The organism is Devosia geojensis, assembly GCF_000969415.1.
In the GTDB taxonomy this organism is placed as follows: domain Bacteria; phylum Pseudomonadota; class Alphaproteobacteria; order Rhizobiales; family Devosiaceae; genus Devosia; species Devosia geojensis.
Map to the genome: position 1 here is coordinate 1 of NZ_JZEX01000116.1, position 15,941 is coordinate 15,941.

The following is a 15,941-nucleotide window of genomic DNA, read 5'->3' on the forward strand; positions in this document are numbered from 1 at the left end:
GCTCCGGCTCCCCTCCCCTCAAGGGGGAGGGGAGCCGGCGCCGTGCCATCGTCAAAAATCAGGTGCCATCCAGGTAACCCCGCATCCAGCCGAGCCCCTCGCTGGTCCCGGCGAGCGGCTTGTATTCGCAGCCGACCCAGCCGTCGTAGCCGAGCCGGTCGAGCGCCTTCAGCACGAAATCGTAGTTGATCTCGCCGGTGCCGGGCTCGTTGCGGCCGGGATTGTCGGCGATCTGCACATGGGCGATGCGGTCCTTGAGGCGTTCGAAGGTCGGCACCAGGTCACCCTGCATGATCTGCATGTGGTAGACGTCGTACTGGATGAAGAGATTGCCGACACCGGCAGCCTCGAAGAGCTTCAAGGCATGGTCGGTTGTCGAGACGAAGAAGCCCGGCATGTCGCGCTGGTTGATCGGCTCCAAGAGGAGCTTCACCCCCGCATCGGCAAAGCGCGGTGCGGCGTAGCGCAGGTTCTCTATGAGCGTCTCCTCGAGCCGGGCGCGCTCGGCGCCGGCCGGGGCGATGCCGGCAAGGCAGTTGACCTTGTCGCAATCGAGCGCCTTGGCATAGCGCAGCGCCGTCTCGACGCCCTCGCGGAATTCCCCCGCCCGGTCCGGCAGGCACCCGATGCCGCGCTCGCCGGCGGCCCAGTCACCGGCGGGCAGGTTGAAGAGGGCCTGGGCGAGGCCGGTCTCGATGAGCTTTGCGGCGATGGTCTCGAGCGGATGCTCATAGGGGCTCACATATTCGACCGCGCCGAACCCGTCGCGGGCGGCGGCGGAGAAGCGATCGAGGAACGGCAGGTCCTGGTAGAGGAAGGAGAGGTTGGCGGCGAACTTCAAGGTGGAACTCCGTTAGGCGCGGAAACGGGTGCGGTGCAGCATGCGCTTGTGGCGCGGATCGGGATTGGGCACCGCCGAGATAAGGCTTTGCGTGTAGGCGGCCTTGGGCGCGGTGCAGATCTCCTCGGCCGTGCCCATCTCGACGACGCGGCCGCGATGCATCACGGCCACCCGGTCGCAGAAATAGCGCACAACCGAGATGTCGTGCGAGATGAAGATGAAGGAGAGCGGCAGGCGCTTCTGGATGTCTAAGAGGAGATCGAGGATCTGCGCGCGGATGGAGACGTCGAGCGCGGCGGTCGCCTCATCGGCGATGAGGACCTTGGGATCGAGCGCGAGGGCCCGGGCGATGCCGATGCGCTGGCGCTGGCCGCCCGAGAACGCGTGCGGATAGCGCTCCATGCTCAGGGGATCGAGGCCGACGAACTCGAGGAGCTCGCCGACGCGTTTTTCGAGGGCAGCGCCGCGCGACGCGCCCGAGACATAGAGCGGATCGCCGACGATCTGCTTGACGGTCATGCGCGGGTTGAGCGAGGCGAACGGGTCCTGGAAGACGAGCCGCACGTCGCGGTGATAGGCGCGCAGGCCCCGCTTGCCGAGCGCCGTGACCTCGACCGGCTCGCCCTCGCCGCCGCGATAGAGGATGGAGCCGGAGGTCGGCTCGACGGTGCGCAGGATCAGGCGCCCGAGCGTCGTCTTGCCCGAGCCGCTTTCGCCGACGATCCCGAGGTTCTCGCCGGCATGGAGATCGAAGCTCACATCCTCGACGGCCTTGATGGCGAAGGTCGCGCTGCCGAACCAGCCGGGCGTGCCGCCGAACACCTTGTTGAGATTGCGCACCGACAGCACCGGCTCGCCGGTCGGCGCGGGGGCGGCGCGGCGGTTCTGCTCGAGCTTGACCGTCGAGGCGAGGAGGCGGCGCGTATAGGGGTGGCGGGCATCGTGGAAGATGTCGTCGACCGGCCCCTGCTCGACGATGCGCCCGAAATGCATGACGGCGACCTCGTCGGCCACCTCGGCGACGACGCCCATGTCGTGGGTGATGAGAAGCATGGCCATGCCGCGCTCGACCTGCAGGCGCTTGATGAGATCGAGGATCTCGGCTTGCGTCGTCACATCGAGGGCGGTGGTCGGCTCGTCGGCGATGAGGATCTCCGGGTCGGCGGCGAGGGCCATGGCGATCATGGCGCGCTGCCGCTGTCCGCCGGAGAACTCGAAGGTATAGCGGTCGATCATCTTTTCCGGGTTCGGGATCTCGACCTGGCGGAGTAGTTCGATGGTCTCGGCGCGGGCGGCGGCCTTGTCCATGCGCCGATGGAGGCGCAGCGCCTCGACGATCTGCGAGCCGATGGTGTGGACCGGCGAGAGCGAGGACATCGGCTCCTGGAAGACGAGGCCGATGCGCCCGCCGCGGATGCGCAACAGCTCGCGGCTGCGCTCGGTCAGGGGCGCGATGTCGATCTCGGCGTGCTTGCCGCGCAGCAGGATACGACCGCCGGTGATGGCGCCGTTCTTGTCGATGATGCGCAGCAGCGCCCGCGCCGTGACGCTCTTGCCCGAGCCGCTTTCGCCCACGAGACAGAGCGTCTGCCCGCGCTTCAGGGTGAAGCTGACATCGCGCACGGCGTGGAGGATTTCGGTGCGCAGGCGGAAGTCGAGGCTGAGGTTTTCGACCGCGAGCACGACCTGGGGGTCGGGCGCGGCGACGGGTTTCAGCTCGACGGCGGATTGCACGCTCATCGCCGTCACCCTTCGTAGGGGTCGGCGGCATCGCGCATGCCGTCGCCGAGGAAGTTGAAGGAGAGGACGGCGAGCACCACAGCGCCGGCCGGCCAGATGAGGAGCCAGGGCGCGCCGGCGATGGTGCGCACGTTCTGCGCGTCCTGCAGCAGCACGCCCCAGGAGACGACGGGTGCCTTGAGGCCGATGCCGAGGAAGCTTAGCGCCGTCTCGGCGACGATCATCGTCGGCAGCGCCAGGGTCACGACGGCGAGGATATGGCTCGTCAGCGACGGCAGGATGTGGCGGAAGATAAGGCGCCGCTCGCCCGAGCCGTCGAGGCGGGCGGCAGTGACGAAATCCTCCCCGCGCAGCGCATAGAAGCGCCCGCGCACCTCGCGCGCGAGGCCCGTCCAGCCGAAGAGTGAAACGATCAGGGTGATGACGAAATAGACCTGCAGCGGCGACCAGGTGATGGGAATGGCGGCGGCGAGGCCGAGCCACAAAGGGATCGTCGGCATGGAGCTGATGACCTCGATGATCCGCTGGATGACGAGGTCGACCCAGCCGCCATAGAAGCCCGAGAGGCTGCCGAGGGTGACGCCGAGGCAGAGGCTGATGACGACGCCGACGAGGCCGATGGACATGGAGATGCGCGTCGCATGGATCAGGCGGCTCAAGAGATCGCGTCCGAGACGGTCGGTGCCGAGGAGGTACATGGTGTCGGTAGGATCGAGCGGCCCGACGAGGTGGAGGGTCGAGGGGATGAGCCCCCATAGCCGATAGGCCGGACCTTCGACGAAGAAGCCGATGGGCACGACCTGGGTGTCGTCGACGACGAAGGTGCGGCGGAGCGATGCCGGATCGACGCTTTGCGTATAGCCCTTCACATGCGGCTGGAAGCGCGTCTGCCCGTTCTCGTCGGTGACGAAGAAGGCGATGGACTGCGGCGGCGCGTTGGTGAACTGCGGGCGGGCGGTATCGGGCAGGCCCGGCGCCAGGAACTCGGCGAAGATGCCGATGAGATAGAGCGCGATGATGATCCAGCCGGCGACGACCGCCACCTTGTTGCGCTTGAACCGCTGCCAGATGAGCGTCCACTGGCCGGCCGCCGCGATGGACTGCGCCTTGCCCGAGGTCTTGAGCGGCGTGACGGCGGGGCCGGTCTCGGGCGCGGCATCGATGAAGGTGTGCGCAGCCATCAGGTGAACCTTATGCGCGGGTCGAGGAGCGCCAGCAGCAGGTCGGAGACCAGCATACCGATGAGGGTGAGGACGCCCATCAGGAGGATGAAGCTGCCGGCGAGGTACATGTCCTGGCTGACGAGGGCGCGCAGCAGCAGCGGCCCGGCGGTCGGCAGGTTGAGGACGATGGCGGTGATGGTCACCCCGGAGATGAGCTCGGGCAGCACCCAGCCGATGGCGGAAACGAAGGGGTTGAGGGCGATCCGGACCGGATATTTGATCACCGCCCGGTATTCCGGCAGGCCCTTGGCCTTGGCGGTGATGACATAGGGCTTGTTGAGCTCGTCGGTGAGGTTGGCGCGCAGGATCCGTATGAGCGCGGCAGTGCCCGCCGTGCCGATGACGATGATCGGAATCCAGAGGTGCGCGAGAAGATCGACGAACTTGGCCCATGACCAGGGCTGGTCGATGAACTCGGGCGACTGCAACCCGCCGACGCTCATGCCCAGGTACCGGTAGGCGACATACATCAGCGTCAGCGCCAGGATGAAATTGGGGATGGCAAAGCCGATGAAGCCGATGAAGGTGAAGACGTGGTCGCCCAGCGAATGGCGGCGCATGGCCGAGTAGATGCCGATGGGCAGCGCCACGGCCCAAACGAAGAGGAGCGAGGCGACGGACAGCGCCAGCGTCGAGCCCATGCGCTCCCAGATGAGGTCGGCGACCGGCCGGTTCCACTCGAACGAATAGCCGAAATCTCCCCGCAACAGGATGCCGCTGATCCACTTCCAGTATTGCAGCCACACCGGATCGGCGAGCCCGTAGACCTCGCGCAGGCGCGCGACCTGGGCCGGATCGACGTTCTCGCCGCTCTCGGTCATGCGCGAGATCATCGAGGTGAGGTAGTCGCCCGGCGGCAGCTGGATGATGAGGAAGGCGATGATCGACATGCCGAAAAGCGTCGGCACCATGTAGATCAGGCGTTTGACGACGTAGCGGCCCATCGTCCCCTCCCCTCCTTGCGCCGTCAGGCCCAGGCGATATGCGCGACCTCGAGGAGGTCAATGCCCGGCACCTCGACGACGACGCGTCCATCGGCGACCTCCGCCTTCGCCTCCCTGTCGGCGACCAGCAGGCGCGCGCCGGCGAACCGCTTGCCCTCGGGGACAGCGATGCTGACGGTCTGCCGGCCGACGGGGAACACCTCCCGGATCGGGCCCTTCATCATCATCGGATTGGTGAGATTGAAGAGGATGACGGCATCACCGTCCCGACCCCTGCGCCAGGCGACGTCCAGCACCGACTTGCCCGCGACCTCGACAGCGGACGGCCTGGCGAGCGCCCAGCGCACCGCATTCTCCATGAGGCGCTGGTGGTCGGCGGCGAGCACGTCCTTGAAGATCGCGCCGATGTTCCAGGGGATGTAAACGGTGCGCCCGCCGCCCGTATGCTCGCGCGCGATGACCGCGGCGGCCGTCGGTTCGCCGCGCACATAGACCTCTTCCATCGGCAGGTCCGGAAAATCCGGCACGTAGAGGAAGGGCGTGGCGGCATCACCCGCCGCCTCGACCCCGATGAGGCGCGTGCCGCCGATGATGCGGGCGGCCCCGCCGAAGCCGGCATTGATCGGATGGTCGCCGTCGAGGGCGACATAGGTGTTCTTGACCGGTCCGCGCACCGGCGCGGCGAGGCGAGCGCCGAGGAGTTCGCCGAGCCCGAGGCCGTTGCGCGGCTCGTTGTCTTCAGTCCGCGTCGCGGTCTCGCCGGCAACGACGAGGCTGCCGCCGCGCGCCACATAGTCGGAGAGCATGCGGCACTGCGCGTCCGACAGGCACGGCGCGTTGGCGACGACGATGACCTTGAACGTGTCGAGCATATCGGCGGTCATCGCCTGGTCGGAGACAAGCTCGAACGGCAGCTTTGCTTCGATCAGCGCACGGTAGAAACCGAGATCGTCGGCCTCGGCCTTGTGGCGGGTCTCGTAGCCGTGGTGGCGCAGGGTCGTCGCCGGATCGAGGAGCGCGATCTCGGCGGTGGGGACTGTCGCGTTCAGCACCGGCTCCAGCGCGGCATGAAGGGCGAACGCGTCGGCCACCGGCTCGACCCAGCGCTCGTCCGGCACGACGCCGTTGAACTTGGTGAACCAGGGCAGCATGCCGTGGGCGGCGCCGTTGGTGATCCAGGCCTCGATCTCGGGCCCGGTCGTGACCGAATCCTTCCAGCGGTGCTCTTCCTCGGGACCGATCGAGGTGATGAGGATGGCCGGCCGCTCGCGGAAGGTGGCGCGCATACGCTTGCCGTTGCGGCCCGACATCCAGATGGACTCGGTTCCACGCCGGCCCTGATCGTCGACGACGAGGAAGGGACAATGCTTCTCGATGAGGGAAAGATCGAACTCGGTGAGCGAGACGCTGCCCATGTTGGGAATGAAGCTGGCGTGGGGCTTCACCGCCTTGACCACCTCGTCCCACTCGACGACGAGCTTGCTGAGGACCTGCCGGCGCCAGGCCGACCAGGCGAGCCAGGCGGGATCCTCGGCATCTGAAACCAGCGGCAGGTCGAACCCGGAGGCGGCCTTGAAGCGCGTGCGGCAGCTGTCGCAATAGCACACGCCATGGCCCTGCCAGCGGTTGGCGAAGATGGCGTCGATATCGTAGTCGCGCGCGATCTCCTCGAGCACCTGCGGCATGAACTTCTGGTTGTAGTCGCCATAGGCGCAGGTGACCCAGACCTCGGGGAAGGCCCAGTGGCGGCGCTTGTTGCCCTCCTTGTCGACGGCGATCCATTCGGGGTGCGCGTCGGCCGCATCCTGGTGGATGGCGTGCGGATCGACGCGGGCCATGACGTGCATGCCGAGCCGCCGCGCGCCATCGACCAGCGTGCCGAAGGGGTCCGTGTCGCCGATGAATTTCGAGACGTAGTGGTACTGAACCTTGCTCGGGTAGTAGGCGATGTAGCCGCCGGCGCTGAGGCAGGCGGCGTTCGATTTGGTCCGCTTGAAGACGTCGATCCAGAAGGCCGGATCGAACTTGACCGGATCGTCCTCGGCAAGGGTGAGCTGGGTCCAGCGGGTGGCCGACTTGTACCAGTCGGCGGTCCTGAGGTTGGTGGCGCGCTCCGCCTTTGCGTCGAGCATTTCGGTCTCCGGATCGGGAAGGGAAAGAAGCCGCCGGCCGCAAGGCCGGCGGCCAGTCGGGGTCAAGCCTTGAAGAACTGCTCGGGGCGGGTCGGCGCAGGCGTCGGCCAGCCGAACGAATTGGGCATGGTCTTGGTGACGTTGACCATGTCGTTCTTGACGATGCCGTAGCCGTCGGCCGGCAGGCTGACGCCAAAGACCAGGAACTGGTCGGCCGCAGCCTCGAGAAGCTGCGCCATCTTGGCGTTCTGCTGCTCGGGATCGGCGGTGCCGAGCAGATCGCGATAGAGATCCTGCTGCGCCTTGATCTCGGCCGGCGGCTCGATGGCCTGCTCGTTGTCGGGCTCGGAATAGTAGAGGCTCCAGCCGGGCGCATAGAGGCAGTTGCTGTTGAACGGCACGAAATAGCGCGCGTCGAGCATGGCGGCGATGCCGCTGTTGGCGCCGAACTGGTGGCAGGTGGCGTCGAATTCGCGCCCGTTGCGCACGCGCGTCTCCCAGAGCGAACGGTCCATCGAGCGCACCTGCGCGTCGATGCCGACCGCCTGGAACATCGGCACGACGAGCTGCATCATGTCGATGAAGGTGGTGCGGGTCTGGTCGAGCTCGAAGATGATGGTGAGGCGCCGCCCTTCCGCATCGAGCCGGTAGCCCTCCCCGTCCTTCTCGGGCACCAGGGTGTCGAGGAGGGCGTTGGCGGCGTCCGGATCGTATTCGGTGTGCTGGGTGGCGAGCCGCTCGTTGTAGAGCGGATCGCCGGGGCGGATGCAGGCCTGCGCCGGCGCGCCCTGCCCGACGAACACCGCATCGATCAGCGCCTGCCGGTCGACGGCGACCGAGAGCGCCTGGCGGAAATCGCGGGTGTTGAACAGAGCGTTCTTGGTGGCGTCCGTGTGGTTGAGGTTGAGCTGGAAGACCATGACGTTGGCCGCCGTCTCGGTCAGCGTATAGAAGCCGAAATTGCCGCTCTCCTGCCCGTCGAACAGCACCGGCTTGTTGGCCGGGGTACAGATGTACTGGTCCATCATGTCGATCTCGCCCTGCAGGGTCTTCAGGAGCAGGACCTCGGGATCGGCGACCATCTGGTAGACGACGCGGTCGAAATACGGCAGCTGGGTGCCTTGCGTATCGACCTTGAAGTAGTAGGGATTGCGCACGGCAATCGCCTGCTCGGTGTTCTCGCCGGGCGCCGACTGCCACATCCAGGCCATCAGGGTCGGGCGGCGCGAGTTCTGGAAGAAGACGTTGTCGTCATCGAGCCCGTTCTCGCGCTGGAAGAGCGCGATCCAGCTCTCGAGCCCGGCCTCGCGGGCGAGCGCATCGGCATCCGGATTGTACTTCTTGTGGAAGCGCTCGAGATAGTGGCGCGGGGCCTGCGTCAGGTGATCCTGGCGCGCCCAGGCGAGCTGGTGGATGAAGAAGCCGTTGGGCGCGGCGAACTTGACCTTGAAGGTCACGTCGTCGATCACCTCGAGCTCGGCGACCTTCCCGTCGGCCCACCACCAGGAAAAGCCGCCCATGGAGACATCTTCGTTGAGGTAGATGTCCTCGTACCAGAACTGGACGTCGGCCGTGGTATAGGGCGCGCCATCCGACCACTTCATGCCGGGCCGCAGGTGGAAGGTGTACTCGGTGGCGTCGGCGTTGACCTCGTAGCTCTCGGCGACGTTGGGCGTCAGCCCCGACCAGTCGGGCGTGTAGCGCACTAGCGGCTCATAGCCCTGGTAGCGCACGACCATCGAGAGCGAGCCGCCCCCGACGAGGGCGTGCCGCCAGTCGCCGCCCTGCTGGCCGGCCCGCTCGGTCGGCGTGATGACGAGCGGCACCTGCGGCAGCCGCTCGGCGACCGGCGGCAGCGCGCCGCCGTCGACCTGCGACTGCAGGAACGCGGATTCCTTGTAGTCCTGGGCACGAGAAAAGCCCGGCAAAGCCAGCGCGCCCGCGAAAGCGGACGAGGCCGCCACGAACGTCCGGCGATTCATTTTGACCATGATGATGTCCCTCCTCGGGCTACGCGGCTTACGCCGTCTGTTAGCCGACAGAAAGCTTGCATCTCAATTTTGTTAGGTAAAGCGTTATGTCGCACTAACAGGGCAGTTTTGTCAGGCAATCACCTTAGAACCACCCTTTATGGGTCCTTGTCCGGCATGGGATCCTTGCTCAAAAAATGCCGGTGTCCTAACGTGTTATGTTGAGTTATGTTGCGGGTGAACGAGTCGCCGAGAACCGGACAGGATATGCCCCGCGTCACCCTCGCCACCATCGCCCGCACGTCGGGCCTGTCGAAGTTCGCCGTCTCGCGGGCCCTCTCGGGCAAGAGCGGGGTCAGCGAGGAGACGCGCCGCCGGGTCACGGCCATCGCCGAGGAGCTGGGCTATGTGCGCGCCGCCCCGCAGGTGCCGGCGACCACCATGATCGGGCTCGTCTTCCACGACATGGATCTCGTCAACAGCGAGCTGCAGGTGCTGATCCAGAGCGGCGTGCAGGCCGAGGCGCAGCGGCTGGGCTACGGGGTCGCGGTGCGTTGGACGCACGTGGCCGACGAGATCGAGGAGCATGTGCGCCAGACGGCCGGCGCCATTCTCGTCGGCCCGCACGAGCGGGCGGCGCTCGACCGGGCCTATGCGACGGGCAAGCCGCTGGTACGCAGCGGCTGGCTGATGCCCCTCGAGCAGGTCGACCAGGTCTCGGGCACCGACCACGAGGCGGGCTCGGCGGTCGCCGACTACCTCCTCGCGCTCGGGCACCGCTCCATCCTCTACGTGCACGGCATGCCCGGCTATCGCGGGCGCATGGAGCGGCTTTACGGGCTGCGCGAGGTGGTGGAGCGGCGCGAGGACGTGACCTTCACCGAAGTACGGTTCGACGCCGACACCCGCTTTACCGAAGCGCTGCTGGCGCTGAAGGCCGGCGGCGTCAACCCGACAGCGTTCTTCTGCGCCCATGACGGCCTGGCCGTCACCGTCATCTCCGAGCTGCTGCGCCTCGGCTACTCGATCCCGCAGGACGCCTCGGTGATCGGCTTCGGGGACTATTCGAGCGCCGTGCAGATTTCGCCGGCGCTGACGACGGTCAGGGTCCATGGCCGCCAGCATGGCGCCGCATGCGTGCGCCTCATCGACGATCGTCTCAGCAGCCGCGTCCCGGCCGAGATCGCGGTGCGCGTGCAGATCGCCGGCCACATCATCGAGCGCGATTCGTGCGGGCCCGCGCCGGGCTGAGGCATCCTCCGCGGCCGGCATCCGTTAACGAAGCGGAAGAACCGAGGACCTACACTCCCCGGACGCGTTCTAGCGCACTCTTTGCGCATACCTCGCGCTCCTCCCGCGGCGACCGGAACTGCAGTTGAAATGTTCTCTCTGCCGGGACTTTGTCGCCGCGCAAATGTCTGATATAAGTACTAATCTGGATAGATTTGTGCCGCAAAAGTATGACGGCGACGAAAACGCACCGGAGGGCGCCTAACGACACCTAACGAAACAGGTGTCTAGCTCTCCCGAGCTAATGCGATTGGGATGTTGGAGAAGATATACAAAGCAACAAGCCCGGATAACTGGTGCCATCTCTGCGCCAGCACGGACTGGAGTGTGTGCACGATTGCACGCTTCGCCAAGCATACCGACCTCGGCCTGCACTGGCGCAAGCGCCAGGAGCCGGAAGGGGAGATTCTCCTCGCCTATGGCGACAAGCCCGATTTCGTCGCCTATGTGCTCTCGGGCGTGGTGCGCATCGTCAAGATCCTGTCGAACGGACGCGAGGAGGTGGTCGACCTCCTCTATCCCGGCGACTTCCTCGGCGCCCCGCTCCACCTTCCCTCCGATTTCGCCTTCGAGGCGGCAACCGACGTCGAGCTGCTGGCGATGGACGCCGGCGACTTCGAAGCCGCCACGGCCAAGAGCCGGGAACTGCAGACCGCCTTCATCCGGTTGCGCGAGCGCGAGGTGAGCCTGGCGCGCCAGCGCATCCTGCTCTTTGCCGCCCAGCGCACCCTCGAGCGCGTGGCGATCTACCTTTCCATACGCCACCACCGGCGCGCCCGCCTGATGAACCAGCGCGTGCAGGACCGCGCCATCATCTCCCTTATGGGACGCAAGGACCTGGCGAGTTATCTCGGCACCACCATCGAGACGGTGAGCCGGCACCTCCACCACCTGTCGCGCATCGGCGTCATCCGCATCGTCGACAACCGCCGCTTCGAGATCCTCGATCCCGACCGGCTGCTGCACATCTCGGGCGTTTCGCGCGACGACATCCGCATGTTCTGGCAGGGCTGCGGGCGGCTGGTCGAGATCCGCAACGGAGTCGCGGCGCTGCGCCAGTAGCGGCGAAACTTCCGGCGAACTTTCCCGACCCTCGGCACGTTGCAACAAGGCTTGCGAGACGAGGTGCCCGAATGGCCGAGCGTTTGCTGAACATCATCGGCGCTGCCTCCAGCGCCGGCGCCTACGCGCCCGGCCAGGAGCAGGCCCCCGCGGCCTTCCGGCGGCATGGGCTCAAGGAGGCGCTGGCGGCGCGAGGCCGATCCGTCAGGGATCATGGCGATGTCGCGTCGTTCCGCTGGCGCCCGGACCTCACGCGTCCGCAAGCCATGAACCGAGAGGCGGTGCAACAAGCCGCCGAGCTCGTCGCAGCCCATGTGGCAAGCACGATCGCCGCAGGGGAGGACGTGCTGGTCCTCGGCGGCGATTGCACGGTGGAGCTCGGGACGGTCGCCGGAGCGAACGCGGCGGGCGCGCGGGTCGGGCTCGTCTACATGGACTTCGACGCCGATCTCAACGCGCCGGGCACCAGCGACGGCGCCCTGGACTGGACCGGCGTCGCCCACCTGCTCGCGTTACCCGAGGCGATACGGCCGTTCATCTCGAGGCGCACATGCACGTTCGCCTGCGCATCTGTGCCGCCGGTGACGCCATCGACCGCGTAGAGCACCAGGTGCGGATCCTGCCCGACGCCCTGCTTGATGGCGTTGAAGATCGCGTCGACCGAGCCCATGCCGTCGAAGGTGACCTCGGACTCCTCGCCGTCGATCGAGAGCGTCATCACGCAGCGGTGGACGCCGCTGGTCTTGGAGACGACCTCCATATCGACGAGCTTGATGCGGTCGTCGATCGAGCCGACCTCGTCGTCGACAAGCGCGATGATGTCGGCGTCGTAGATGTGCTTCTTGCGGTCGGCCAGGTCCTTGAAGCGCACGAATGCCTCCTGGAAGGCATTGTCGCCAAGCTCGTAGCCCAGTTCCTTCAACTTGTCCTTGAAGGCGGCGCGTCCCGAGTGCTTGCCCATGACCAGCGTCGTCGCCTTGATGCCGACGCTCTCGGGGGTCATGATCTCGTAGGTTTCGGCGTTCTTGAGCATCCCGTCCTGGTGGATGCCGCTTTCGTGGGCGAAGGCGTTCTTGCCGACGATCGCCTTGTTGTACTGCACCGGGAAGTTGGACGCGGCCGATACGATCCGGCTCGCCCGCGACAGGTGCGTCGTTTCGACATTGGTGTAGTAGGGCATCGCGTCGCCGCGGGTGCGCAGCGCCATGACGACTTCCTCGAGCGCCGCGTTGCCGGCCCGCTCGCCGAGCCCGTTGATGGTGCACTCCACCTGCCGCGCACCGCCGACGACGCCCGCCAGCGAGTTGGCGACGGCCATGCCGAGGTCGTCGTGGCAATGCACCGAGAAGATCACCTTGTCCGCCCCCGGCACCTTCTCGATGATGGTGCGGAACATGGCGGTGTATTCCTCGGGCACCGCATAGCCGACGGTATCGGGCAGGTTGATGGTCGTCGCGCCCGCCTTGATCGCCGTCTCGACGCACCGCATCAGGTATTCGATGGGTGTGCGGGTCGCGTCCATCGCGCTCCATTCGACGTCGTCGATGAGGTTGCGCGCCTGGGTGACCGTCTTCTGGATGATCTCGATCACCTCGTCCCCGGTCTTCCTCATCTGGTGCGCCAGATGGATGGGCGAGGTCGACACGAACGTATGGATGCGCCCGCGCCTGGCGTGCCGCACCGCCTCGCCCGCCCGGTCGATATCGGCCGGAATGGCGCGGGCGAGCCCGGCGATCGTCGAATTCTTGACCTGCTTGGCGACGGCCGTGACCGCCTCGAAATCGCCGACCGAGGCGATGGGGAAGCCCGCCTCGATGATGTCGACGCCCATCTCGTCGAGGAGTTCGGCCACCTGCAGCTTTTCTTCCAGCGTCATCGTCGCGCCGGGCGATTGCTCGCCGTCGCGCAGCGTCGTGTCGAAGATGTAGACGCGTTCCTTGTTGGAGTTGTCGGCAGAAATGGTCATCTTTCTCGTCCTATCGGTGGGCCCGAGCCTGGTTTGGTTTGTCGCGTTTTCGAACCGGAAAAAGTGGTGTCCACATTTCCCGAAAACGCCCAAGGCCCCGTCGGCCACGCATTTTCGTGTCTCGGTTGATTTTTGCGTATCCCCTGACGACCCGCTCGCTTGCCGAGCTGCCGGTGATCAGGGGCTGATAAGAAGGAGAAGGAGCGCCGGAAGCAGCAGCAGGCCGGCAGCAAGAAGCACCCGGGCCTCGAAAGCCTGGCGTTGCTGGGCGGCAATGGCAATGGCGCGCTTGCGCTGCATGGCGAAAATCCGTTTGGCCGCACAATGATCGAGAACGCCCGCCCGTGCAAGCCCTTGCACGACACATGCGTCAAAAAACCGGGGACCGGAGCGTCCGGAGTACCGGCGCCGCTCGGCTGCGCCTCAAAGGTTGAGCTCCCGTTCTGAAATTCAATCAGAACGGGAGCTCAGCACCTGCGTCTTTACGCCGCTAAAACTCGAACGAGGCGGACACCTTGAACGTGCGCGGCGCTCCGGCGGCGAGGAAGCCGCGGGCGGAAGACGCCCAGTAGTTCTCGTCAAAGACGTTCTCGATATTGGCCCTCAGCTCCACGGGGTTGCCGTAGGGGCCCTCGAACTCGTAGCGCATGCCGACATCGACGCGCTTCCAGTCGTCCACTTTCTGAGTATTCGCCTGATCGTAGTAGGTGCTGCCGCTATAGATCAGCCGGCCGGTGAGGGTCAGTCCTTCCGCAATCCAGGGCAGGTCGTATTCGCCGTAAAGATTGAAGGCCACGTCCGGAACACCCGTCACGTCGTTGCCGTCGAACACCCCACCCGACGTCTTGGCCAACTGGGCGTCCATGAAGGTCACGCCACCCAGCAAACGCAGCCCTTCGATCGGTTCGCCGAAGACGGACAACTCGACGCCACGGTTGACCTGGAGGCCATTGAGGCCGAACGCTCCGCCCGGAGCAGTGAAACCGTTCGGCTGTTCGATTTCGAACAGGGCTGCCGTCAGTCCGATGGTTCCGGTGTCGTACTTGACCCCGATTTCCCGCTGCCGGCTCACGACGGGCGGGAGCATCTCGCCGCTATTGGTCGCGGCAGCCGGCGCGGTGGGACCCTCGGTCAGCGCCTCGACGTAGTTGCCGTAGACGGACAGATTGTCGGTGAGTCGCACCATCGCGGCGATAGCAGGACTGAACCGGCCATCCTCATAGAGGTAGTTGCTTACCCCGATCGGACCACGATCCGGCCGCGTGTTGAAGCCTTCGGATCGGATATGCTGGTAGCGCCCTCCTAGCGTCAGCTGGAAGCGGTCATCAGCAAACGAAAGCGTATCGCTGACCGCAACGCTGGTGGCCAGGAGGTCTGCGAACAGCGGCAGATCGCTTGAGCGCGGGAATGCGCTCGTGTCGACCGATCCATCGGGTAGATAGACCGGCGAGTAGATATTGGTCGGGTAAGGCGCGGGAAGCCGTATGGAAGCCGGTGCAAACCCGCCGCGATAATTCTCGTTGAGCGCCCGAGACGCCGAGACGTTGAACTGGTGGCCGATCGGACCCGTATCGAATTCCGTGCGAAGGCCGACCTCGCCGGAGAACCCCTGGATCTGCTGCGGCTGAATGGCCAGTGTGGCGACCGCGTCGCCGTTCGCATCGATGATCTGATGCGAGGCGGTCAGGAAATCCTCGCGGTAGCGGCTTGCGCCGCCGGCGGCAAAGATGGTCGTGTTCGGCAGAACGTCGAATTCGATCCGGCCCGCAGCCATGTTGTAGGTGCTGTCGTGATATTCGAACGGATTCGCCAGGTTCGTCCGGCCGTTGGGGGCGCTTGGAATAGGCACCCCGGCAGCCGCCGAGTTGAAGAGGGACGTGGGCGCATTGATGTTCTGAGTGGAGTGGTTGAGGTCGAAAGACGCGCGCACGCGTTCGCCACGATAATCCACGCCGAGGGACGCGACGCCGACTTCGGCCTGGTTGTGATCGAAAGGCGTGTCGCCATTGCGGTAAGACCCGTTGACGCGAATGCCCCACTCGTTGTCGGTGCCGAACCGGCGGCCGAAATCGAGATGCGACCAGATCTGCGCATCGCTGGAATAGGTGGTGGTAAGACGAGTCAGCGGCTCGTCTGTCGCCCGCTTGGGGACGAGGTTGACCGTGCCGCCGACCCGGCCTACGCCGCCGTTCAGCAGCGCGGTTGGCCCTTTCAGAATTTCGACCCGCTCGATTCCCTCGAGAAAGCTGCGCCGCGGATTGGCTATGTAGAACAGGCCGTCGAAGGCGGTATCGAGATTGGTGACCGAGAACCCGCGGATGAAGAAAGCGTCCCGCTCGCTGAAGGCAGGCGCGTCGTTCCGCACGGACGGGTCGTTCAGGACGACTTCGCCGATGGATTTCGCCTGCTGGTTGCGGATCAGCGCCTCGGTGTATCCAGTGACGCTGAAGGGCGCCTCGAGGATGGAGCGGTTGCCGAGAACGCCCAGCCGGGTGCCGAATGCAACCTGGCCTCCCGCATAGGCAGGCATCGGCTGGCCGATGGTGCCGGTCGAGGGAGCCTGTTCCACGGACCCGGCCTGCACCTGGAGCCTCTCGAGCAGCGTCACGCCCGAGGGCACAAGGATGCTCCCGTTCTGGGCCGTCTCCTGGCCCAGAACGGGACCTGACATTAACGCGAGCAGCGACACGCCTGCAAGGGCCGCACGCCCGCCGACACGATAGAACAATGGCATTCCTCAGCCCCCAAAATGCTAATCGTCCGGCGTATCTCT

At 65.9% G+C, this 15,941-nt stretch carries 11 protein-coding genes and 1 pseudogene; 3 read left to right on the plus strand and 9 right to left on the minus strand.

Features of this window, described 5'->3' with window-relative positions:
* Window positions 1-58: 58 nt before the first annotated feature.
* The 6 genes from hyi to VE25_RS12555 form a co-directional block, all read right to left on the minus strand.
* The gene (gene hyi, locus VE25_RS12530) at window positions 59-841 is read right to left on the minus strand and encodes a hydroxypyruvate isomerase (protein ID WP_046108975.1); all 783 of its coding nucleotides are present in this window, start codon (window positions 839-841) and stop codon (window positions 59-61) included.
* A 12-nt stretch (window positions 842-853) separates the two neighbouring features.
* A complete protein-coding gene (locus VE25_RS12535; protein WP_046108976.1) occupies window positions 854-2,581 on the minus strand; it encodes an ABC transporter ATP-binding protein in 1,728 nt (575 codons plus the stop codon).
* Between the two features lie 5 nt (window positions 2,582-2,586).
* Window positions 2,587-3,762 carry an ABC transporter permease gene (locus VE25_RS12540; protein ID WP_046108977.1) on the minus strand — a complete coding sequence of 392 codons (1,176 nt, stop codon included), beginning with the start codon at window positions 3,760-3,762 and terminating at the stop codon, window positions 2,587-2,589.
* Window positions 3,762-4,748: an ABC transporter permease gene (locus VE25_RS12545; RefSeq protein WP_046108978.1), complete on the minus strand. Its 987-nt coding sequence runs from the start codon at window positions 4,746-4,748 to the stop codon at window positions 3,762-3,764. The genes VE25_RS12540 and VE25_RS12545 overlap by 1 nt, the downstream gene beginning before the upstream one ends.
* A 23-nt stretch (window positions 4,749-4,771) precedes the next feature.
* Window positions 4,772-6,880: a family 10 glycosylhydrolase gene (locus VE25_RS12550; RefSeq protein WP_046108979.1), complete on the minus strand. Its 2,109-nt coding sequence runs from the start codon at window positions 6,878-6,880 to the stop codon at window positions 4,772-4,774.
* A gap of 62 nt (window positions 6,881-6,942) precedes the next feature.
* Window positions 6,943-8,871 carry an ABC transporter substrate-binding protein gene (locus VE25_RS12555; RefSeq protein WP_046108980.1) on the minus strand — a complete coding sequence of 643 codons (1,929 nt, stop codon included), beginning with the start codon at window positions 8,869-8,871 and terminating at the stop codon, window positions 6,943-6,945.
* 246 nt (window positions 8,872-9,117) lie between these two features.
* Here VE25_RS12555 and VE25_RS12560 point away from each other — a divergent pair, with 246 nt between their 5' ends.
* The 3 genes and pseudogenes from VE25_RS12560 to VE25_RS23365 all read left to right on the plus strand — a co-directional run.
* On the plus strand, window positions 9,118-10,101 hold the full coding sequence (locus VE25_RS12560; protein WP_046108981.1) for a LacI family DNA-binding transcriptional regulator: 984 nt from the start codon (window positions 9,118-9,120) through the stop codon (window positions 10,099-10,101).
* A 366-nt stretch (window positions 10,102-10,467) separates the two neighbouring features.
* A complete protein-coding gene (locus VE25_RS12565) occupies window positions 10,468-11,202 on the plus strand; it encodes a Crp/Fnr family transcriptional regulator (protein ID WP_046108982.1) in 735 nt (244 codons plus the stop codon).
* 71 nt (window positions 11,203-11,273) lie between these two features.
* Window positions 11,274-11,618 (plus strand): annotated as a pseudogene (locus tag VE25_RS23365) (arginase family protein); the annotation flags it as partial.
* Between the two features lie 11 nt (window positions 11,619-11,629).
* Here VE25_RS23365 and VE25_RS12570 read toward each other — a convergent pair.
* From VE25_RS12570 to VE25_RS12575, 3 genes are all read right to left on the minus strand, one after another.
* Window positions 11,630-13,168, minus strand: a complete 1,539-nt coding sequence (locus VE25_RS12570; protein ID WP_046108983.1) for a 2-isopropylmalate synthase — start codon at window positions 13,166-13,168, stop codon at window positions 11,630-11,632.
* Window positions 13,169-13,345: 177 nt separating this feature from the next.
* On the minus strand, window positions 13,346-13,468 hold the full coding sequence (locus tag VE25_RS23540) for a hypothetical protein (RefSeq protein WP_280136841.1): 123 nt from the start codon (window positions 13,466-13,468) through the stop codon (window positions 13,346-13,348).
* A 190-nt stretch (window positions 13,469-13,658) separates the two neighbouring features.
* Complete coding sequence (locus VE25_RS12575; protein WP_046108984.1) at window positions 13,659-15,902, minus strand: TonB-dependent siderophore receptor; 2,244 nt, start codon at window positions 15,900-15,902, stop codon at window positions 13,659-13,661.
* Between the last annotated feature and the right edge of the window lie 39 nt (window positions 15,903-15,941).